At 69.9% G+C, this 19,547-nt stretch carries 20 protein-coding genes; 11 read left to right on the top strand and 9 right to left on the bottom strand.

Annotated elements, in window-relative coordinates; translation table 11 throughout:
* The first annotated feature begins 108 nt into the window (after positions 1-108).
* Together ABT294_RS41870 and ABT294_RS41865 are read left to right on the top strand one after the other, a co-directional pair.
* Positions 109-468 (top strand): hypothetical protein, encoded by a 360-nt coding sequence (locus tag ABT294_RS41870; RefSeq protein ID WP_350812025.1) that lies wholly within the window; start codon positions 109-111, stop codon positions 466-468.
* Between the two features lie 178 nt (positions 469-646).
* Complete coding sequence (locus tag ABT294_RS41865; RefSeq protein WP_350812024.1) at positions 647-1,885, top strand: MFS transporter; 1,239 nt, start codon at positions 647-649, stop codon at positions 1,883-1,885.
* A 74-nt stretch (positions 1,886-1,959) separates the two neighbouring features.
* On the opposite strand, the gene ABT294_RS41860 is transcribed toward ABT294_RS41865, so the two are convergent.
* Positions 1,960-2,553 (bottom strand): TetR/AcrR family transcriptional regulator, encoded by a 594-nt coding sequence (locus ABT294_RS41860; RefSeq protein ID WP_350812023.1) that lies wholly within the window; start codon positions 2,551-2,553, stop codon positions 1,960-1,962.
* A 428-nt stretch (positions 2,554-2,981) separates the two neighbouring features.
* Between ABT294_RS41860 and ABT294_RS41855 the strand changes: the two genes are divergently transcribed.
* The gene (locus ABT294_RS41855) at positions 2,982-5,375 is read left to right on the top strand and encodes a beta-glucosidase family protein (protein WP_350812022.1); all 2,394 of its coding nucleotides are present in this window, start codon (positions 2,982-2,984) and stop codon (positions 5,373-5,375) included.
* Between the two features lie 135 nt (positions 5,376-5,510).
* Here ABT294_RS41855 and ABT294_RS41850 read toward each other — a convergent pair whose 3' ends face one another.
* From ABT294_RS41850 to ABT294_RS41835, 4 genes are all read right to left on the bottom strand, one after another.
* Entirely contained in the window at positions 5,511-6,209 is a 699-nt protein-coding gene (locus tag ABT294_RS41850) for a beta-sandwich domain-containing protein (RefSeq protein ID WP_502912210.1), read from the bottom strand.
* Positions 6,210-6,276: 67 nt separating this feature from the next.
* Complete coding sequence (locus ABT294_RS41845; protein ID WP_350812020.1) at positions 6,277-6,942, bottom strand: NAD(P)-dependent oxidoreductase; 666 nt, start codon at positions 6,940-6,942, stop codon at positions 6,277-6,279.
* A complete protein-coding gene (locus ABT294_RS41840; RefSeq protein WP_350812018.1) occupies positions 6,939-7,322 on the bottom strand; it encodes a hypothetical protein in 384 nt (127 codons plus the stop codon). Before ABT294_RS41840 ends, ABT294_RS41845 begins: the two co-directional genes overlap by 4 nt.
* Entirely contained in the window at positions 7,319-8,671 is a 1,353-nt protein-coding gene (locus ABT294_RS41835; RefSeq protein WP_350812017.1) for an FAD-binding oxidoreductase, read from the bottom strand. Before ABT294_RS41835 ends, ABT294_RS41840 begins: the two co-directional genes overlap by 4 nt.
* 73 nt (positions 8,672-8,744) lie before the next feature.
* Here ABT294_RS41835 and ABT294_RS41830 point away from each other — a divergent pair, with 73 nt between their 5' ends.
* From ABT294_RS41830 to ABT294_RS41800, 7 genes are all read left to right on the top strand, one after another.
* Complete coding sequence (locus ABT294_RS41830) at positions 8,745-9,728, top strand: helix-turn-helix transcriptional regulator (RefSeq protein WP_350812016.1); 984 nt, start codon at positions 8,745-8,747, stop codon at positions 9,726-9,728.
* Between the two features lie 450 nt (positions 9,729-10,178).
* Positions 10,179-11,702: an ATP-binding protein gene (locus tag ABT294_RS41825; protein WP_350812015.1), complete on the top strand. Its 1,524-nt coding sequence runs from the start codon at positions 10,179-10,181 to the stop codon at positions 11,700-11,702.
* 55 nt (positions 11,703-11,757) lie between these two features.
* On the top strand, positions 11,758-12,165 hold the full coding sequence (locus ABT294_RS41820; RefSeq protein ID WP_350812014.1) for a roadblock/LC7 domain-containing protein: 408 nt from the start codon (positions 11,758-11,760) through the stop codon (positions 12,163-12,165).
* Positions 12,162-12,512, top strand: a complete 351-nt coding sequence (locus ABT294_RS41815) for a DUF742 domain-containing protein (protein WP_350812013.1) — start codon at positions 12,162-12,164, stop codon at positions 12,510-12,512. The genes ABT294_RS41820 and ABT294_RS41815 overlap by 4 nt, the downstream gene beginning before the upstream one ends.
* Before the next feature lie 34 nt (positions 12,513-12,546).
* The gene (locus tag ABT294_RS41810; protein ID WP_350812012.1) at positions 12,547-13,071 is read left to right on the top strand and encodes a GTP-binding protein; all 525 of its coding nucleotides are present in this window, start codon (positions 12,547-12,549) and stop codon (positions 13,069-13,071) included.
* Positions 13,068-14,393, top strand: a complete 1,326-nt coding sequence (locus ABT294_RS41805) for a cytochrome P450 family protein (protein ID WP_350812011.1) — start codon at positions 13,068-13,070, stop codon at positions 14,391-14,393. The genes ABT294_RS41810 and ABT294_RS41805 overlap by 4 nt, the downstream gene beginning before the upstream one ends.
* Positions 14,297-15,517 carry a cytochrome P450 family protein gene (locus ABT294_RS41800; RefSeq protein ID WP_350812010.1) on the top strand — a complete coding sequence of 407 codons (1,221 nt, stop codon included), beginning with the start codon at positions 14,297-14,299 and terminating at the stop codon, positions 15,515-15,517. The genes ABT294_RS41805 and ABT294_RS41800 overlap by 97 nt, the downstream gene beginning before the upstream one ends.
* A 416-nt stretch (positions 15,518-15,933) precedes the next feature.
* Here the strand turns inward: ABT294_RS41800 and ABT294_RS50940 are convergent, their stop codons facing one another.
* The gene (locus tag ABT294_RS50940) at positions 15,934-16,239 is read right to left on the bottom strand and encodes a hypothetical protein (RefSeq protein WP_502912209.1); all 306 of its coding nucleotides are present in this window, start codon (positions 16,237-16,239) and stop codon (positions 15,934-15,936) included.
* Positions 16,240-16,358: 119 nt separating this feature from the next.
* The gene (locus ABT294_RS41790; protein ID WP_350812009.1) at positions 16,359-17,240 is read right to left on the bottom strand and encodes a CPBP family intramembrane glutamic endopeptidase; all 882 of its coding nucleotides are present in this window, start codon (positions 17,238-17,240) and stop codon (positions 16,359-16,361) included.
* A 45-nt stretch (positions 17,241-17,285) separates the two neighbouring features.
* Here ABT294_RS41790 and ABT294_RS41785 point away from each other — a divergent pair, with 45 nt between their 5' ends.
* The gene (locus tag ABT294_RS41785; protein ID WP_350812008.1) at positions 17,286-17,909 is read left to right on the top strand and encodes a TetR/AcrR family transcriptional regulator; all 624 of its coding nucleotides are present in this window, start codon (positions 17,286-17,288) and stop codon (positions 17,907-17,909) included.
* A 303-nt stretch (positions 17,910-18,212) separates the two neighbouring features.
* On the opposite strand, the gene ABT294_RS41780 is transcribed toward ABT294_RS41785, so the two are convergent.
* Positions 18,213-19,295, bottom strand: a complete 1,083-nt coding sequence (locus ABT294_RS41780) for a S8 family serine peptidase (RefSeq protein ID WP_350812007.1) — start codon at positions 19,293-19,295, stop codon at positions 18,213-18,215.
* Positions 19,296-19,331: 36 nt separating this feature from the next.
* Complete coding sequence (locus ABT294_RS41775) at positions 19,332-19,529, bottom strand: hypothetical protein (protein WP_350812006.1); 198 nt, start codon at positions 19,527-19,529, stop codon at positions 19,332-19,334.
* Positions 19,530-19,547 lie beyond the last annotated feature (18 nt).

The raw sequence follows: 19,547 nt of genomic DNA, 5'->3' as shown, positions 1-19,547 counted from the left end.
ACCCGACGCAGCATACATAACAACTCAGCAACAAGATCTACCGAGCACTCGGTCTGATGGCTCATGCTCCTGGTCAGCGATCCCCCCTCGCCAGATTCGGAGCCCCCCATGAAGCCGAGCCGCCGACGGGCCGCCTTCCTCGCCGCAGGACACGACGTCACCATCGTGGTCGGTCTCAACGTCAACTATCCGACGCGTCCCGGTCTGGCCTCACCCACCGGCATCGCGTTCACCCGGCAGGCCCTCGAGGAGCTGTTCGGCGTCGCCTACAAGCCGAGCGGCGGCGACACCTACACGATGAAGGTCTCCCACGCGAAGGTCTCCTACGCGGAGACCGAGGGTGAGGCGAGGAGCGACCTCGCCGCCCTCGGCCAGGGCGAGGTCAGCATCACCGCGATCGACGCCGACTGGACGGCCGACCCGGCGACCTACGCCGCAACCGCCGCCCGCCTCGCCGGTCTGCGCTGATCTCGGAGAGCCGCTTCGGATCCGCCGTTCGCCGGTATTTCCTCCGAACCCGCCGGCCCCCCGGTACAGCTACCGCACGAGGCGGTCCTACCGCACGAGGCGGGCCGCTGCGCGAAGCACGTCTCCCGTCCTCGGACCACGTCGCCATCACTGATGCCGATCATCCCCTTGGAGCATCATGACCATCAGGACCTCTCGCCCAGGGACCCGCCAGGCCGGCCTCTTCGGGCTCCTGTTCCTCGCCAACACCGCGATGTTCGCCGTCTACTTCGGGGCGGGCGGCCCCCTCGTGCAGAGCGCCATCGAGGTCGCCGACCCCGTCAACAAGGTGTCAAACGCCGGCATGGTCGCCGGGGTCAGCGCGATCTTCGCCACCCTGTTCAACCCGATCGGCGGAGCGCTCTCCGACCGCACGCGCTCCCGGTTCGGCCGCCGCAACCCCTGGCTGCTCGGCGGCGCTCTGGGCGCCTTCGCCGCGCTGTGGTTCCTCGGCACGGCCGGCAGCGTCATCGTCATCCTCGTCACCTGGTCCATCGCCCAGGCCATGATGAACCTCTTCCAGGCCGCGCTCACGGCCATCGTCCCCGACCGCGTGCCCAGGGAACTGCGCGGCACCGCCTCGGCCGTCGCCGGCATCGCCATGTCGGTGGCGGCCATCGTCGGCACCCAGATCGCGGCCGCGTACATCGGCTCGATCGCGGGCTACCTGCTGCTGGGTGCGGGCGTGGTCGCCTCGGCGGTACTCCTGGTGCTGTTCAGCAGGGACCCCCGTCCCGGGGAGTACGAGGTGGTGGTCAAGGAGCGCAGGTCGCCGCTCGCCGCGCTGGCGGACTTCGTGTCCGCCCTGAGGCACCGGGACTTCATGTGGGTGTTCGTCGGCCGCGCGCTGATGAACCTCAGCTATTTCATGGTGCTGATGTTCCAGCTCTACATCCTCCAGGACTACATCGCGCTGCCCTCGGGCGTGACCGCCGTAGGAGGCGTGGCGACCCTGACTCTCATCAACACGGGCACCTCCGTGCTCGCCACCCTGATCGGCGGGCCGCTGGCCGACAAGCTGCAGCGGTACCGGCTGTTCGTCTTCGTCTCCAGCGCGATCACCGGGCTGGCCACGCTGATCCTGCTGCTGTCGCCCTCCTGGACCGGCATGATGATCTTCGCGGCCGTCAACGGGGTGAGCTTCGGCGCCTACTACGCCGTCGACACCGCCCTGGTCACCCTCGTCCTCCCCAACCCGGAGAACGCCGCCAGAGACCTGGGGGTGCTCAACATCGCCAATGCCGGACCGCAGATGATCGCGCCGCTCGCCGCGGCCTTCATCATCGGCCTGGGCGGCTACCCGACGCTCTTCATCGCGTCCGCCGTGGTGGCGATCGTGGGGGCGCTGACCGTGCTCCCCGTCAGGTCGGTCCGCTGAGCCGCACCCGCCGGGATCGGGGCGACGATCGGGCGACGCCGCGTCGCTTCAGACCATCTCCGCCGTATGGAGGGCTATTCGGAGGCCGGGTGGCGGGCTTTCAGGAGGGAGAGGAAGGCGCGGAACAGCCCCGGCATGTCGATCTGGTCGGGGGCGAGCAGCCACTGGAGCTGGAGTCCGTCCATCACCGCGAACATGAGCGGCGCGGCCTGCTCGGGTGTGAGGCCGGCGGGCAACTCGTCGCCGAGTTCGGCGCGGATCACCTCGGCCATCCAGGCGCGGGAGGTTCCGTAGCGCTGCTTGAAGAAGTCTTTGGCCGGGTGGTCCTCGATCACGCTCTCCGCGGACAGGACGGTGAAGGACTGCACGATGCCGCGGCGCTGCGCGTTGTATTCGACCAGCGCGGCCACGGTGTCCAGCGTGATCGCTCCCCCCTCACCGGGCAGCACGAGCACGTCGAGATTGCGCTCGTCGCGCAGCCGCAGAACCTCGGCGAGCAGCCGATCCTTGCTCGGGAAGTAATGCAGCAACCCCTGCTGGCTGAGGCCCACCCGCTCGGCGATCGACGCGATCGACGCCCCCGTGTAGCCGCGTTCGGCGAACACGTCGAGGGCGGCCAGCAGGATCTCCTCCCGCCGGCTCTCGTGTGATCCTCGGCGCCGCACCATGCGTCCAACTCCTCTCGTCGCGCCGAGCCTAACGCGATCAGCAATAATAACGATTACATATCGCAACCTACCGACCACTCGGTAATCGCGGGCATACTCCGGAGGGAAAGCGCGTACGGCGAGATCCAAGGAGATCACGTGGCCGCCCCCCTCGTCGTCTGCCCAGGTAGGCCCGGCGTTTCTCCCGGCCACCGCACGCGCTGGTTTCGCGCGCCGCCCCGCCCTCGCCCGCCCCGGTTCGCCGACGACGCTCCGCGCAACCGCTGGCCCCGGTTCGCCGACGACGCTTCGCGCGACTGCCGGCCCCGGCTCCCGGACGGCGCTGCACGCCTCCGCCGGAGGAACCGGCCGGAGCTCTTCCTCTCCGCCCCGATCGGCGTGATCGTGGGCACCGTTCTGGTCACTCGCATCAAGGGAGTTCACTGACCGTGTCGGGAATCGAACACGACGACATCGTGGAACAGGCGCTGAGCAAACTCGACCTGGACACCAAGGCGCGCATTCTGGCCGGTCAGGACATGTGGAGCCTGCCCGCGGCGCCCGGCGTCAGCCTCGATTCGATCGTCATGTCGGACGGGCCGATCGGCGTCCGAGGCGCCAGATGGACGACCGACGACCCGTCGATCGCCCTGCCGAGCCCGACCGCCCTGGCCGCGACCTGGGACGTGGCGCTGGCCCGCCGCGTCGGCAACCTGCTGGCCCAGGAGGCCCGCCGCAAGGGCGTTCATGTGCTGCTGGCGCCGACCGTCAACCTGCATCGCTCCCCCCTTGGCGGCCGGCACTTCGAGTGCTACTCCGAGGACCCGGTGCTGAGCGGCGAGATCGCCGCCGCGTACGTCACCGGAGTCCAGGAGGGCGGGGTCGCCGCCACGGTCAAGCACTTCGTGGCCAACGACTTCGAGACCGAGCGGATGACCGCCAACGTCCTGGTCGGCGAGCGCGCCCTGCGCGAGCTCTACCTGGCCCCCTTCGAGCTCGTGGTGAAGAAGGCGGGGCCGTTCGGCGTCATGGCGGCCTACAACAGCGTCAACGGGCCCACCATGACAGAGCATGACGAGCTGCAGAACAAGGTCCTGCGTGACGAGTGGGGTTTCGACGGCGTCATCATCTCCGACTGGACAGCCGCCCGCGACACGATCCGGGCCGCGCTCGGAGGGCTCGACATCGCCATGCCCGGCCCCGGCACCGTGTACGGGCCGGCGCTCGCGGCGGCCGTCCGCGCCGGAGAGCTGGACGAGGAGGTCGTGGACGAGCACGCACGCCGGGTGCTGACCCTGGCCCGCCGGATGGGCGCCCTGGGGGGCGCGCCCCGCGCTGAGCCCCTTCCGGCCGTCGACGGGGAGGCGCTGGCCCGTGAGGTCGCGGCGTCGTCGTTCACGCTGGTGCGCAACGACGGCGTCCTGCCGCTCGGCCCGGACACGAGCGTGGCCCTCATCGGAGGAGCGGCGAAGGAGGCCCGCGTGATGGGCGGGGGCAGCGCGCAGGTCTTCCCCTCCCATGTCGTGTCGCCGTACGAGGGGCTCGCGTCCGCGGGGGTCCGGATGGCGTACGCCCGCGGGGCCGATCCCAGCGGCAGGTTCAACCCGGCGCGCTTCCCGCTGCGCGCGGTCTGCCGGGCGGAGGACGGGCGGGTGCTCGGCGATTTCCCGCTGTCCGAGGGGGCGATCCAGTGGCTCGGCGAGATGCCGGAAGGCGTGGCCTTCCAAGAGCTGCGCAGCGTCGATATCACCGGCACGTTCACTCCCGCGGTCGGCGGCGTGCACCGGCTCTCGATCGAGGGGGTCGGCCGCTTCCGGCTCGTCGTCGGCGGGCAGACCCGCTTCGACGGGACGATCGCCCCACAAGGCGATGACCCGGTCGCGTTGTTCCTGGCGCCGCCACACACCGTCGTCGACGTCGAGCTGCGCGCCGGGGAGCCGGTCGACGTCCGCCTCGAGCACAGGGTGCCCCGGTCCGACCCGCTGTCGCTCCCCTTCGTCGGCGCCATGCTCGGTCATCGGGAGCCGTCGCTCGGTTCGGATGAGCTGATCGAGGAGGCCGTACGGGTCGCCTCGGCGGCGGACGTCGCCGTGGTCGTCGTGGCCACGACCAAGGAGGTGGAGAGCGAGGGCTTCGACCGCACGTCGCTGAAGCTGCCCGGCCGCCAGGACGAGCTGGTGTCCCGGGTGGCCACCGCCAACCCGCGGACGGTCGTCGTGGTCAACGCCGGCTCCCCTGTGGAGATGCCGTGGCGGGAAGAGGTCGCGGCCATCCTGCTCACCTGGTTCCCCGGCCAGGAGGGCGGCCACGCGCTGGCCGACGTGGTGCTCGGCCGTACGGAGCCGGGCGGCCGCCTGCCGACCACCTGGCCCGGCGTGCTCGAGGACTGTCCGGTCATCGACGTCACCCCCGTCGGCGGTGTGCTGCGGTACGAGGAGGGCCTCTTCGTCGGCTACCGCGCCTGGGAGCGATCGGGTACGGCTCCCGCCTACGGGTTCGGAGCCGGTCTCGGGTACACGACCTGGCACTACGAGTCCGCCGAGTACGCCGACGGGACGCTCACCGTCCGGGTGCGCAACACCGGCGACCGTCCCGGCCGCGAGGTGGTCCAGGTCTACCTGGCACCCGCGGTGCCCGACGAGTCCCGGCCCGCCCGCTGGCTGGTCGGGTTCGCCGTCGCCGAGGCCGGCCCGGGCGAGTCCGCCGAGGTGTCCGTCGAGATCCCACGCCGCGCGGCCGAGGTCTGGAGCGAGCACGGATGGCGCCTGGTCTCCGGGGACTACGTGCTCCAGACGGGGCATTCACTCGACGACATCCGCCTCACCACCGCCCTGCCCCTGTAGGAGAGCCGGCGGAGACGACAACGGAGCTCCTGCTAGAAGTGTCGACCAAGATCACCGTTCGGCGGGAGCTCCGCTGAATGTCCAGTCCGTCATGTGCCGTGATGTCGTGGCGGCCGCGGGAGCGTTCGCGCCCGGTCATCTGCGTGAGCTGGCGCGGCCTGAGGCCGCGGCTCGCCGTGCTGTGGAGCAGACCCGGGAAGAGATCGCTGGTCTGGAGCATCGGCTGGAGGCCGAGGAGGAGCAGCTGTCCCGGGTGGTGATCGCTCGGGAGGTGGCGGAGGAGATCTTGGGCGAGACGGCTCGGCTGGCGGGAGCGGAGCTAGAGCCCGCACGGGTGAGGCCGGACGGCTCACCGATCGGGGTGACCACGGTGCGGGAGTGGGAGCCGGGGGTGGAGATCTCGGTGTTGCCGCGGGCGTATCGGGACGTGATGGAGGTGATCAAGGATGCGGCGACCGAGCGGACCTCCTTGTTTCGGTCCAGCGCGATCTCGTAGTGGTAGATGTGGGCGGCGCCGCCGTGCAGGCCCCACGGCGCGACCCGGTCCGTGGTCGAGATCGCGATCTCGTCGCCGCGGGTGACCGCCCAGTCGGACATGTCGACGATGGTCTGGTGGGTGCTTCCGTCGGTGTAGATGATCGTCGCCGTGGTCGTCGCGGGGCCGAACGACGCCGAGCCGAGCATGTGCAGCCTGGTGTGCCTGCCCTTGGGCAGCGCCAGTTCCTGGCCGGAGGTCCGTACGTTGTTTCGGGCGTCGCTCGCTCCCGACGGGAACGTGTAGTCGATCATGTCGTGCGTGAACGTGCTACCCGTCCGCGAGCTCCACCGTGACACCCGTTTGGTCCTGAGTGAACCCCGCCACCTCGGCGCCGCGTCTCTGTCGGTCGATCCGCATCAGACATTAGTAGGCGGCCGTGACGACCGTCCCCGCCGTCTCGGGCTGTTCGGCCAGTCGCAGCATCAACTGTGCGGCGTCGGCGCGGCCGATGCGGAAGGCCGCCCGCAGCGGATGACCGTGTGCGGTCCGGAAACGGCCGGTGGCGGGGGCGTCGACCACCCTTGGTACGCGCAGGACCGTCCAGTCCAGGTCGCAGCTTCGCAGGAACTCCTCCATCAGCGCGACGTCGACGAAATGCTGACCGAGCATGCGCCGGACCAGGGGAATGGTCAGGTATTGCATGACGAACCCGGTGCCGGGCTCGCGCCTGGGCGGATGAGGGCGGCTGGGGGTGGGGACGGTGGAGACGCCGACACCGCTGACGACGACGAGCCGCCGCGTGCCTGTGGCTTGCATCGCGGCGGCGATGGCCCGGGTTCCTGCGGACACGATGCCGTGTTCGGCCTGCTTCCTTGGTCCCAGGCCGGACAGCACCGCGTCGGCGCCCCCGACGGCCGACTCGAGGACCACCGGGTCGGGAGCATTCAGGTCGGCGGTGATGACGCGGACGCCGGGGCCGAGCTTTGCTGGATTGCGCGCCACCGCCGTGACGTCATGACCGGCGGCGGTGGCTTGGGCCAGGACGTGTTGCCCGATGCGGCCGGTCGCTCCGAAGATCGTTAGTTTCATCGGGGTTTCCTTGTGTGGATAGTGAACTGAAGGTAGGCGAACGCCGTCACGGGGACGGCTTGAAGGATGATCCAGGCCGTTCCGATCGCGTTGGGGCTGACCCAGCCGAATGTGAGGGCGGCGAGGCTCACCAGCACCCACCCGGCTCCCGCTGCGATGACGAGCCGTACCGGCACAGGTGCGGGGCGGGGACGGCTGGCCAGCAACCCGACGGCCGCGCCGATCAGGAGCATGCCGGTACCGGCCCCCAGCACCAGTCCTTCGGCCACGCTGAGCAGGCGGGCGATGGGGCCGCAGACCAGAAGGTAAGCGAGACCGAAAGCGATCATCCCGGCCGCGTCCGCGGCGAGGACCCAGCGCAGCGAACTGTGGGAGGTCATCGGGCCGGCGGGATGTTGTAGTTCGCGCGGAAGGCGTTCGTCGGATCGTAGACGGCCTTGAGCGCGGCCAGCCGTCCATGGTCATGCGGCTCGTAGGAGGTGCGGACCCGCTCGCGATCGGCGTTGTCGCCGTGACCCATGAAATTGAGGAACCGGCCCGCGCGCCAGGGTCCAAGATCGTGAAACAGGCGGTTGAGGCAACGGTGGGCATCTGCGACACCGGCCCCGGCCAGCGGGGTGAGGACCGCGAGCATGTATGCGGCGTCTCGATGCCCGACGGCGTTGATGTGGGCGGGCGGTTCGGCCAATGCGCCACCCAGATGGCGTAGTTCCACGATCGTGGGCAGCGGTGCGTCCGGCCCGACGTGGCCGAGAAGCGCCTCGATCGCCTTGTTGTCCAGGCTGGTGAGCATGGCGTTGTCGGCGGCCCACGGCATGGCGATGGGCGGGTCGTCGTGAATCGTGGAGCTCTGGCTGTAGGGCAGGTCCGACAGCGTCTCCATCAGCCGCAGCCCGATCAGGCGCAGCGGCTGGACCAGGCGCTCACCCTCCTCGGGAGGGCCGGTGAAGGCGATGCGCACGTGATAGACGTAGCGGCCTCGCATCGGCTCGGGCACCGACGGGTCGTCCGGGAACGGGATCAGCGCCACGGAGCTGTTCATCTGCCTGGGCACGGTGGCCGTCCACTCCGTGTAGCCCTCCAGGAGCCCGGGGACATCCTCGCTGTCGAAGAACAGCCCGCCGCCGTACAGCCGGGTCACTGGGACGAGGTCGAATTCCATGCCGGTGACGATGCCGAAGTTGTCACGTCCTCCGAGCAGCGCCCCGTACAGGTCGACGTCGCTGTCCGGGGTGATGTGACGTAGACGTCCGTCCGCGGTCACCACATCCATTGCCTGTACCCGGTCGGCCGCCCAGCCGTGGCTGCGCCCCAGCAGCGGCAGGCCGCCGCCGAGGGTGTAGGAGACGACGCCGACGTGCGGCGCCGAGCCGTTCAGCGGGGCCAGCCCGTACGGCGCCGCCTCCCGGATCACCTGCTCGAAGCGCACGCCTGCCTCAACCCTGGCGGTTCCGGCCCGGGGATCCACCCGCACGCCGCCCATGCGGCGGGTGGAGATCAGCAGTCCGCCCTCGATGGGCGTCGAGAAACCGTGCCCGGTGTTCTGGACCGCGATCGGCCATCCTCGTCCCATCGCGAACTCCACTGCCGCCGCCACGTCCTCGGCCCGGGTGGCTCCGACGATGACGTCCGGGCTGTGCCGTACCGCCAGATTGAAGCCGGTTCGTTCCTCGTCGAACCCATCCTGGCCAGGCAGCAGCACCGGTCCGTCGACGCGCAAGCTCTTCATGACTCTCCATTCGTCGATTGGTCGATCAGACCCTGCCGCCATAACTTGACATCTGCCGTCATATTCTGAATCGGTGAAATTCGACCGCCTGCTGTCGATCGTGCTGCTGCTCCAGCACCGCGACCTGGTCCCCGCCAAAGAGCTGGCCGACCGCCTGGAGGTGTCGCAGCGCACCATCTACCGCGATGTCGAGGCGCTGTCAGCGGCGGGCGTCCCGGTGTACGCCGAGCGCGGCAAACACGGCGGTATCGCGCTCATGGCTGGATTCCGCACCGACGTCACCGGCTTGACCAGCGACGAAGCGCGTGCCCTGTTCGTACTGGCCTCCCAAAGCGCCCACTCGGCGCTGGGTCTCGACCACGCTCTGAGCACCGCGCTGCGTAAGGTGATGGCCGCACTGCCCGCCCCGCACCGCCCGGCCGCGGAACTGACCAGCCGCCGCATCCTGGTCGACCCCGACCGCTGGCTGGCGGCGCCGCGCCCGGACGGCGACCTGGCAGCCCTGCGCACCGCGATCTTCACCGATCTGCGGCTGCGCATCCGCTACCGGCACAGCGACCAGCCCACGCTGCACACCTACACGGTCGACCCCTACGGGCTGGTGGCCAAGGCCGGCACCTGGTACCTGGTCGCCGACCGCAGGGGCAAGCCACGCCTGTTCCGCGCCGACCGGGTCTCGGGCGTCACCGTGACCGCCGCCGAGGTGCGGCGCCGCCAGGGCGTGGAACTGGACCAGGTCTGGAACGAGCTGCGCCGCCAGGTGGAGGATCGCCGCGGCGGAATCACGGTCGATCTCCGCGTGCGCCGCCAACGGCTGGACATGGTGACCCGGATCGCCGGCGCCTTCTTCACCGGACCGCCCACGCCAACGGACGGCGAGCCGGAGTGGATGGACGCGCAGGTCTCCTACCCCGTCATCGAGGCCGTCTGCCACCTGCTGCAATTCGGCACCGCCGTAGAGGTCACCGGCCCCCCTGAGGCGCGCGCGGAGATGCACCGCGCCTCCACCGAAATCTCCGCCCTGTACGACACTGACGCAGAACGTGTCCAGCACTAGGGCGTTTCTGATGGCTCTTGGACGGTGTCGCGGAGCCAGAACAGGGTGAGGCAGCGCCTGGTTCAGCTGTCCGCGTGAGCGCGGGCGGCCCCGCGCCTTGCCCCGGCCATGCGGGTATCACCGCGTCTTGATATCGATCTTGACAGTCTGACGAGAGATGACGCCGAGCGCATTGGCAAGCTTACTCACGGTTGACTAACGTGACCTAACCGGAATACTGGATCTTTCGTTAGGCCGTCGTTCCAGTAAGACCGAGGATGCCAATGTTGCTTGGCCCCGCCATGCCTCAGGCAGAGCTGCACCAGGCACGCAGCCGTGTCAGCCACGCGGGAGAGCGCGCGCCGCGCCGACGCGGTCCCACCCGGCCGCCGCGCGAGAGCGACACGCGCCGCTAGCACAGGCCCTTCGGCGGTCGACATTTCCCCGCCGGCCCCCGACCCCAGGACTGTCATGCCGCCAGACTTCTTCCGTGTCCCGATAGTGATCGGCTTCGCCGTACTCGTCCTCGCCCTCGCGGGCGTGGTGATCCTCCACATGCGCGTACGCCGACGCCTCGCCCAGGTCGGTGGGCAGCTCGTTCAGGCCCGTCAGGCGCAGGAGCACCTGACACGCGAGACCAGCGCCAGGAACCAGCGGCTGGTGCAGGCCGAACGCCAGGCCCAAGACGGCGCGGAGGTGCTGCGCGAGGCGCGCGCCCAGCAGGACCTCGTGCGCGCCGAGACCGAGCACCTGATCTCGAAGCGGATTCCCGCCTTGCTGTCCCACCTGCGCGCCCCGCACGTAATCGTGCCCGGCGTGCAGAACCAGGCTCTCGCCGGCACGGACGTCGACAAGCAGCACCGCGCCATCCTGGACGCGTTCGCCCGCGGCGTGCGTGACGAAGGCGAGCGCATCGACGAAGCGGCCCAGGCGGTCATCCGGGGCGCGATGTCCCGTGTCCAGACCCAGGCGTTGCGCGCCCAGGACCTGCTCGCGGGCGTGCAGCGGCGCTACAGCGGCGACGAGCACACGACGCTGCTGCGCGAGGTGCTGGGGCTCGACATGTTCAACGAACTGATCATCCGCCGCGTGCAGGTCACCGGCATCGCCTGCGGCGCCACGCCCGGCCTGTCACGTGACGACACCTACCTGGTGGACCTGGTAGTGGGCGCCATCTCCCGGGTGGAGAACTTCGAGCAGCGCATCGAGGGGCCGGCCAACCACCTGCGCCGCCGGATCGGAGTCGCCGCCCGTGCCGCGGAGTCGATCCTGTTCACCACCGCCGAACTGCTGGCCAACGCGGTCCACCACTCCCACGGCACGCTCAAGGTGACCGTCGCCGTGCACGAGACCAACAGCGGCGCCGCCATCGTCATCGACGACGCCGGCGTCGGCCTCAACGAGGACCAGTACGCCCGGGCGACCCAGCTTTTGAGCGGCACCCACCCAGTCCGCTTGGTCGACCTGGGCAACCCGCCCCGCACCGGGTGGGCCGCCATCGGCCGCCAGGTCGCGCACTTCGGCATGCAGGTCACGGTCAAGAAGAGCGCCTTCGGCGGCGTCCAGGCCGTGCTGAGCATTCCCACCGCCCTGCTGGTGGAGATGCCGGAGAACACCCGGCCGTCGGTGCTGGCACCCGAGCCGGTCCGCGCCCCCGTGCCGGCCACCGCCACGGCCATCCGGACGCGGACCGTGGCGACCTCGCGACCGGAGCCCGCGGCGGCGCTCCATCAGGAACCTCCGGCATCGCCCGAACAACGGCGGGCCTCGGCCGAGGACCTGGCGCAGCTGCCGCAGCGCCGCCGCCAGCCGCCGCGGCCCGCGTCCGGTTCCAGGCTCACCGGGAGTTCCGGCAGCTCTGACGGTGCGGACGGCAAGGTGCTCACCACCCCGGAGGAGGCTCAGAAGCGGTGGGGCGACTTCCAGGTCGGAGCCGAAGCGGGCCGCCGCGAGGCGCTCCCGCCCCAGCAGCATGACTTCACCGAAGGGAACTGACCGCTCCATGGACACTCACAGCGCTTCCGGCCGTGTTCAGACCAAGGGGCGCCCGTTGGCCCTCGACGTGTCCTGGGTCCTGTCGCCGCTGCTGGCCCTGCCCGGTGTCGCCCGCGGTGTGGTGCTGAGCCGTGACGGGCTCATCCTCGGCGGCTCGGCCGACCTGACCGCCGAGACTGGCGAGCGTGCCGCCGCCATGACGAGCTCCGTACTGGGTGCCGCCCGCGCCCTGTGCGACGGCCTCAGCAACGGCGCCGACGGCGAGGTGGTGGACGTCGTCATCTCCGTGGGCGGCGGCTATTACTACATCGCCCCGGCCGGTGACCGCGCTGCCCTCGTGGTCGCGGCCACCGGGGCGGTCAACATCGGCTCGCTGGCCTACGAGGTGCAGCTCCAGGTGCAGAAGCTGATCAAGGCTCTCAACGAGGCGAGCGCGGCCAGGGCGCCGGGCGCTCGGGCATGACCTCCGGACGGCAGCGGCGGCGGGTCGTCCCGGATTACATGGCCGCCGCGAGGTTGACCGTGCCCGAGCACATCAGTGTCGAGCGCACGACCCTGGTCTACATCGCGCCTGATGCCCCCACCAACGGGCTGGACCCTCCGGGGTCGCACCTGCTCGCCCTGCTGCAGGACGGGCCGCTATCGGCGTACGAGTGCGCCGCGCACCTGGGCCTGCCGTACTGCGTGGTGCGGTTACTCATCGCCGGGCTCGTCGGCGGTGGAACGCTGCTGACCCGCGATCCGCCAGCCGCCGACATGTCCGACATCAAGATCTTGGAGTTGGTACTCAGTGGCCTCCGCGCCCTCTGACAGCCGTATCAGTGCCGAACACATCCCGGTCAAGTTGGTCATCGCCGGGCCGTTCGGCGTGGGCAAGACGACCATCGTGGGCGCGCTGTCGGAGATCAAGCCCCTCAACACCGAGGAGGTGCTCACCCAGGCGGGCACGCTGGTCGACGACCTCACCGGCGTGAACGAGAAGACGACCACGACCACCGCCATCGACTTCGGCCGCCTCACCCTGCCCGGCGTGGTGCTGTACCTGTTCGGAGCGCCGGGCCAAACCCGGTTCCAGGTGCTGTGGAACGAACTGGTCCACGGCGCGCTGGGGGTGCTGGTGCTGGCCGACACACGCCGCATCGACGACAGCTTCGCCGTTCTCGACCTGGTGGAGAACGCCGGCATCCGCTACGCGGTAGCCGTCAACCACTTCCCCGACTCGCCGGACTACCCGCCGGACGCCCTGCGCCAGGCGCTCGACCTGGACCCCCGCACGCCGCTGCTCGTGTGCGACGCCCGCGACCCCGCCTCCGCCCGCGCCTCGCTGATCGCGCTGGTGGAGCACATCAGAGAGCTGGTGCTGTCATGACCCTGCGCTACCTGCCGGACGCCGGCCGCCTGTACGGACCCGAGTACGCCAGGGACCCGCAGGCGATCTACGCGGAGCTGCGCCGGCGGCACGGCGCGGTCGCGCCCGTGGAAATCGCCCCGGGCATCGAAGCCCACCTGGCGATCGGCTACCAGGCCGCCGTGGACGTGCTCACCAACGCCGGCGGCGTCTGGAGCAAAGACCCCAGAGCCTGGCAGGACCGGCTCCCCGACACCCCGGAGGCCGCCGGGATGATCGCTATGCTCGGTCACCGCCCGAACGCGCTGTTCTCCGACGGGGCCGAGCACGCCCGTTACCGGAAGGCGATCTCCGACTGCTTCCAGCAGGTCCAGCCGCACAAGCTGCGCCAGATGGTGATCGAGGTGTGCGACTCGCTCATCAGCCAGTTCGCCGCGAAGGGCGAGGCCGACCTGGTCGCCGACTTCGCCCGGCTCATCCCGGCCCGCATCTTCAACCTGCTCTTCGGGCGGCCCGACGCCGACAGCGCCGGCCTGACCCAGGCCCTGTCGGACCTGATGGAGGCGGACGGCGAGACGGGCGCGCGGGGCAGCGAGGCGTTCAGCCGCTACATCGGCGAGCTGATCCAGGCCAAGTACGCCCAGCGGGGGGACGACCTGACCTCCTGGTTCATCGACCATCCGGCCAGGCTGGAGAGCGACGAGCTGGCGCAGACCATCGTGCTCGTGGTGGCCGCCAGCTACGAGCCCACGGCCAACCTGATCTCCAACACGATCTCCCGGATGGTCAGCGACGACCGCTACTACAGCTCGCTCACCAACGGCGCGCTCAGCACATACGACGCCCTGATGGAAGCCCTGCGCGCCGAGCCCGCCATGTCGAACTACGGCCCATACTTCGTGCGCCAGCCCGTGCACTTCCACGGCACCTGGATCCAGCCGGCCGAGCTGGTCCTCGTCTCCTACGCCGCGGCCAACACCGAGCCTGCCAACGTGCCCGAGGAGCTGCGCTCCGACGGCGGCGCGTACCTGGGCTTCGGCGCCGGGCCACACCGCTGCCCGGCCAGCGACCCGGCCGTGCTCATCGCCATGACCGCGATCGAACGCCTGACCTCTCACCTGTGCGACCTCGAACTGACCGTGCCCCGCGAGAAGCTGGATTGGCGGCCCGGCCCGTTCCACCGTGCGCTGGCTCACCTGCCGGTGCGCTTCACCCCCATCCACCCTGATCAACCAGGAGAATCCCCTTGGGCAGCACACCCCCCGTCGTCCTCGACCCCTTCGGGGCCGACCTCCCCGGTGAGGTCCGCCGGCTCCGTGACCTCGGCCCCCTGGTCCTCGTAGAGCTAGCAGGAGGCATCCCGGCCTGGGCCGTCACCCGGCACGACCTGCTCAAGCAGCTCATCCTCGATCCGCTGGTCAGCAAGGACAAGCGGCACTGGCGGCTGCTGCCCCAGGCGCTCACCGAGCCCGGCTGGACCTGGATCATGACCTGGATCGGCGTGTCCAACATGCTCAGCGCCTACGGCGAGGAGCACCGGCGGCTGCGCAAGCTGATCGCGCCGAGCTTCACCGCGCGCCGTACCAAGGCCATGCAGCCGATCGTCGAGGGGCTCGTCTCGGAGCTGCTGGGCGCCATGGCCGCGCTGCCGCCGGGCCAGGTCGTCGACCTGCGCAGCGCCTACGCCCACCCGCTGCCGATGCGGGTGATCTGCGAGCTGTTCGGCGTCCCCGCGCACATGCAGGTGGAGATGGCCCAGATGATGGAGGCCATCATGGACACCACCGCCACCCCGGAGCAGGCGGCGGCCACGGCGGCGCAGATCGGCACCGTGCTGCCCGCCCTGGTCACCTACAAACGCGAGCACCCGGGCGATGACCTGACCACGGAGCTGATCAACGTCCGCGACAGCGGCGACTCGCTCAGCGACGACGAGCTGCGCGACACCCTGCTCCTCCTCATCGCGGCCGGGCACGAGACCACCGTCAACCTGATCGGCAACGCCGTGCACGCCCTGCTCACCCACCCGGACCACCTCCGGCGTGTCCTGGCGGGAGAGATCTCCTGGGAGGCGGTGATCGAGGAGACGCTGCGGTGGGCGCCGTCGATCGCCAACCTGCCACTGCGGTTCGCCATCGAGCCGATCGAGATCGGCGGCGTACGCATCGAGGCGGGCGACGCGATCATCACCAGCTACCTGGCGGCCGGGCACGACCCCGACCAGCACGGCCCGGACGCCGACCGGTTCGACCCGGCCAAGGAACACGACGAGCACCTGGCCTTCGGCATCGGCGTGCACCGCTGCATCGGCGCTCCACTCGCCTACCAGGAGGCGCTCACCGCCCTGCCCGCGCTGTTCGCCCGGTTCCCGGACCTGCGGCTGGCCGAGGACGAGACCGACCTGGCGCACGTCCCGTCCTTCATCGCGCACGGCTGGAGCAGCCTGCCGCTCCTGCTGCACCGCTGACCCTCACCGGCGACGCGCGTTTCCCGTGAGGGGATGTGGAGGAGGTTACGGCCGGTGCCGTCGAGGCTGACCACAGGGCTCAGCTCAGCGACGCATCGGCCGTTCTCCGTCGAGAAGATGAAGATGAAGGTGTACCGCCTCCGGCGCCCGCGACACCGGCTTCCACGTCATCGTCCCCTGACCAAGGCCGTCCTTGAGGCGATCCGCCAGTTCGCCCTGGTGGTCCGCCGCCTGGGCGAAGATTCTTTCCGCGCTCGGGAACGGCGAGGAAACGGCTCGGCCGCGACGCCAGCGAGCTCGAGAAGGCCCAGCACTACCCCGACGCCGTCGAACAGACCCACCCGAGTACGCTGCCCCTGCACACAGTGCCAATTTCTAGGGCGGATAGTCCTTCTGCCTCAGCGCACAACGCCACGTCACTGCAGGTCAGGGGCGGGTTCGTTGGCTTCTGCTCCATTGCCACTGGGACCCCGCATGGCCGCCTCGCGGGCGTTGGCGCGGCTGCACAAGCAGCAGGTCCGGTTCGCCGCCGACCGCGCCGAGGCCATCGCCGAGCTCTGCGACGGCGCCGAGGCGACCATCGCCGCTGTCCGGAACCTGGCCACCGGCTCCGCGCTGGACGAGCCCTCCGCGCGGTTTCCGCGCCCCTGGATCGTCACCACCTGGGTGCCAGGCGAGCCCGCCGACCGCGCCCCCGTCACGCGCGCGGCGGAGGCGGCCATCGCCCTGGCCGCCTTCCTGATGGCACTTCATCAACCCGCCCCCGATGAGGCGCCCGCCAGCGGCTTTGGCCGCGGAAGTGGGAAGACGCCGACCCGTCGACGAGCTCGAGCGGCAGGCGCTACAGCATGCCCAGCAGAATTGGGGCGGCGTTCATGGCAGCGTGGACAACAAGGATGGGCCACATCAGTCGGTATCGGCTCCACAGATAGCCGAGGAATAACCCCTGCACTCCTTGATTGACGAAGACCGAAGCGAGGTCTGCGGGTAGGTGCCCCGTGCCCTGGATGCCGACATGCCAAGCCGCCCAGAGCAGGGAAGCCAGCACGATGGCGGGCCAGCGGCCGAGGATGTGCTCCCATCGGGTCTGAAGCCAACGCCGATAGAAAACCTCCTCGAGCAGGCTGTTGACGACGAACACGACGGCGAACGTGACCAGCAACGTAACGGGATCGACAGTCGCCGCATAGTTGCTGGGCGGCACGGCCAGCGGGCCTGTGTAGGTGAGGGTGAGCCAGGCAACCACTGGCACTATGGGACCGTAATGACGCCAGGCCGCAGGATCTTCATGGATGTGGCCTTGACGTGTGAAATTGCGCCGTGACAGCCAGAACAGCAGTGCGGGGACGGCGAGCAGGAAGCTGAGTTTCAGCAGCGTGTGGATCGGTTCACCGCCACCGGACAGCCAAAGCGTCACAGCGAAGAGCACGGCTGATGCCAATAGGACGATGGCCTGGAGATGAAGCCCGCGGCCTGTCGGCACACCGACGACGGGGGTCGTCTTGGGCTGCAGCAGCCGGATGAGCACCAGCCCGGCCAGGGCGGGGATCCAGCGGTGCCACATAGGCACGGTGCCGGTGTGATCAGCCGAATATCGGATGCCAGTGTCGCCGTTCAGCGCCAGCCATAGAGCCGACCCGGCGATCAAGGCCAAGCCGGTGACCAGAATGCCCAGCTCCAGAGGCGGGTGATGCAGGAATCGTCGCGACATCTTATTTCGCACGCTTGTACTTTATAGGAAACCGTACGCATGTGCTGTAATAGGAGCATGCCCAAGATCGTGGACCACGGGCGGCGACGCGAGGAACTTGTTCGCACCGTTTGGGAGATCATCAGTCGGGACGGCATCGAAGGAGCCACGGTCCGCAAGGTCGCCGAGGCAGCAGGCGTCTCGGTCGGCGGACTGCGACACTACTTCGACAATCAGGCCGGTCTGCTCAGCTTCGCAGCGCAGGCCGTCGCCAGAAGTGTCGCCAAGCGCATCAGCGACCACCTCCTCGATCCGGACCTGCAGGGCATGCAGCGCGCCCAGCTCATCCTTGAAGAGCTTCTTCCGCTCGACGACAACCGCCGCGTCGAGGTGGACGTGTGGCTGGCATGCCTGGTGCGCTCGCACGTGGATGATTCTCTGGCGGAGCTGCGCCATGCGGCCTGGCCTGGGGAACGCCACATCTGCCGGCTGGCGGTCGCCTCCTGCCACGGCCTTCCGCTCCCCGATCGCCTGGAGCAGGAGTTCACCGAGGCCCGTCTGGAAGGTCAGGCCATGCGACTCCACGTGTTCATCGACGGCCTCACGCTCCAGACCGCGACCTACCCACACAACTTCACACCCCAAGCTGTGCGCCAGATCGTCCACGAAGAACTGCGCTACCTCATCGAGGCCACCCACTAGGGGGGTGTTCACGAATGCGTGTGGCCTGCGGTTGAGACAGGGGCTGAAAGATCGCACCGTGGCGTGGCAGCTCGACGCCGAGTACGACGGTTAGGTGGCGATTGCCAATGCGTGAGCCGCCGCAGCAAGAGGCCGCAGGGCAGACCGAGGTCCTCAGCTCATTACGGGGCGGCGTCCGGTACAGGCGTGCTGCCGGCTGGGCCGCCTCGTGTGTGAGCGCGCCCCGTCCAGAACACGGCCCCGCACCACTCGGGGGTCGAAGTGCAGCGGAACGAAAACGTACGTTAAGCCCATTCCCGCAGGTCAACCACTACCCGCAACGGTGGGAGGCTGCGTCGGCTGGGGTTGCGGCGCGGGCAGGGGCAGGCCGGGGAACAGGAGGGTGGTGGCGGCGGGCAGGTCGAGGTAGCCGTTCAGGCAGCGCACTGGCTCGCCGTGGGCTTGCTCTGGGGTGCACGGTCGGGCGGTGGTCAGCAGTGCGTCGCGTACCGCGAGCGGGTCTGGGGCGTGGCCGAGGTGGCGTTGCATGCTGATCAGCAGCGCGGCGGTGCCGGTGACCAGGGCGACGGACACGCAGGTGCCCTTTTGGGCTTTGATGCCACCACTGGGTACGGCGCCGAGGACGGCCTCGCCGAGGGCGGTGATGCCGTGCCCGTGGTAGGCGGGGCCGAGGTTGCTGAACAAGAACATGGCGCCGTCGGCGCGGTGCGCGCCGACCGCGAGTACGCCGGGCAGGATCGCGGGGGCGATGCTGTTGCGGCCGTAGTCGTTGCCGGCCGGGGCACAGATCAGCACGCCTGCCTCGATCGCTTGGGCGATGGCGCGCTTCAGCATTGGGTCGGCATCGTGCGAGGCGGTGTGGTGGGCCGGGGTGTACTGGATGATGTGGGCGCCGGCCTGCAGGAGCTCTTCGATGGCGCGGGCGGCCGAGTGCGGGTCGTGGCTGACGTGCTCGTCGGCGGGGAGGCCGAGGGCGATGAGGCGGCAGCCGGGCGCGAGGCCGGGCAGGACGGTGCCGGGCCGGCCGGCCAGTACGCTGGCGGTGAAGGTGCCGTGCTCGATCAGCTTGTTGCCGGCTGGGGTGGGCGGTAGCCACCATGGCTCGCGCGCCTCCAGGTTGGCGCCGGTCAGGCAGGGGTGGGAGGTGTCGGGCGGGCCGTCGACGACACCGATGACGACGTCCGCATCGCCGAGCGTGTGTTGCCACAGGGCGGGGATGCCGGGCACCGCCTGGGCGGGGTAGCGGGCCGCAGGTGTCGCGGCCGGGGGCGTCGGGGCGGGGGATGTCGGGGCCGGGTTGGGGGCGGCCGCCCGATCCCCCTGCTGCTGGGCGGTGTCGTCCGGCGGTGACAGCAGTGACAGCGGTGGCGGGGTGGTGTGGGGCATCGGGCGGGTGCTCCAGGTAAGCGGGGGTGTGCCGGGCTAGAGGGCGGACAGCTTGGCCTGTTCATAGCTGGGCAGGCAGTAGGCGGCGGGGTCGCCTGTGTTGGCGCCGTACAGCAGCCAGACATGCACCCGTTGCAGGTGGGCGGGGGTGCGCGGGTGCAGGGCGATGGTGGTGTAGGGGTCGATCGCCAGCTCGCGGCGCACCGGCGGCGACTGGGGCGGCAGCAGGGACATGACCGCACTCTCCTTCCG

The sequence above is a fragment of the Nonomuraea sp. NPDC000554 genome, assembly GCF_040300065.1.
GTDB lineage: Bacteria > Actinomycetota > Actinomycetes > Streptosporangiales > Streptosporangiaceae > Nonomuraea.
Note: the sequence above shows the minus strand (reverse complement) of the source record. Positions and strands in the feature narration are given on the sequence as shown.

Bases quoted from the DNA above. Each gene is read 5' to 3' on its own strand.
- ABT294_RS41870 (WP_350812025.1), top strand. From the start codon at position 109: ATGAAGCCGAGCCGCCGACGGGCCGCCTTCCTCGCCGCAGGACACGAC.
- ABT294_RS41865 (WP_350812024.1), top strand. From the start codon at position 647: ATGACCATCAGGACCTCTCGCCCAGGGACCCGCCAGGCCGGCCTCTTC.
- ABT294_RS41860 (WP_350812023.1), bottom strand. From the start codon at position 2,553: ATGGTGCGGCGCCGAGGATCACACGAGAGCCGGCGGGAGGAGATCCTG.
- ABT294_RS41845 (WP_350812020.1), bottom strand. From the start codon at position 6,942: ATGAAACTAACGATCTTCGGAGCGACCGGCCGCATCGGGCAACACGTC.
- ABT294_RS41840 (WP_350812018.1), bottom strand. From the start codon at position 7,322: ATGACCTCCCACAGTTCGCTGCGCTGGGTCCTCGCCGCGGACGCGGCC.
- ABT294_RS41835 (WP_350812017.1), bottom strand. From the start codon at position 8,671: ATGAAGAGCTTGCGCGTCGACGGACCGGTGCTGCTGCCTGGCCAGGAT.
- ABT294_RS41825 (WP_350812015.1), top strand. From the start codon at position 10,179: ATGCCGCCAGACTTCTTCCGTGTCCCGATAGTGATCGGCTTCGCCGTA.
- ABT294_RS41815 (WP_350812013.1), top strand. From the start codon at position 12,162: ATGACCTCCGGACGGCAGCGGCGGCGGGTCGTCCCGGATTACATGGCC.
- ABT294_RS41805 (WP_350812011.1), top strand. From the start codon at position 13,068: ATGACCCTGCGCTACCTGCCGGACGCCGGCCGCCTGTACGGACCCGAG.
- ABT294_RS50940 (WP_502912209.1), bottom strand. From the start codon at position 16,239: ATGGCCGCCTCCGCCGCGCGCGTGACGGGGGCGCGGTCGGCGGGCTCG.
- ABT294_RS41785 (WP_350812008.1), top strand. From the start codon at position 17,286: ATGCCCAAGATCGTGGACCACGGGCGGCGACGCGAGGAACTTGTTCGC.
- ABT294_RS41780 (WP_350812007.1), bottom strand. From the start codon at position 19,295: ATGCCCCACACCACCCCGCCACCGCTGTCACTGCTGTCACCGCCGGAC.
- ABT294_RS41775 (WP_350812006.1), bottom strand. From the start codon at position 19,529: ATGTCCCTGCTGCCGCCCCAGTCGCCGCCGGTGCGCCGCGAGCTGGCG.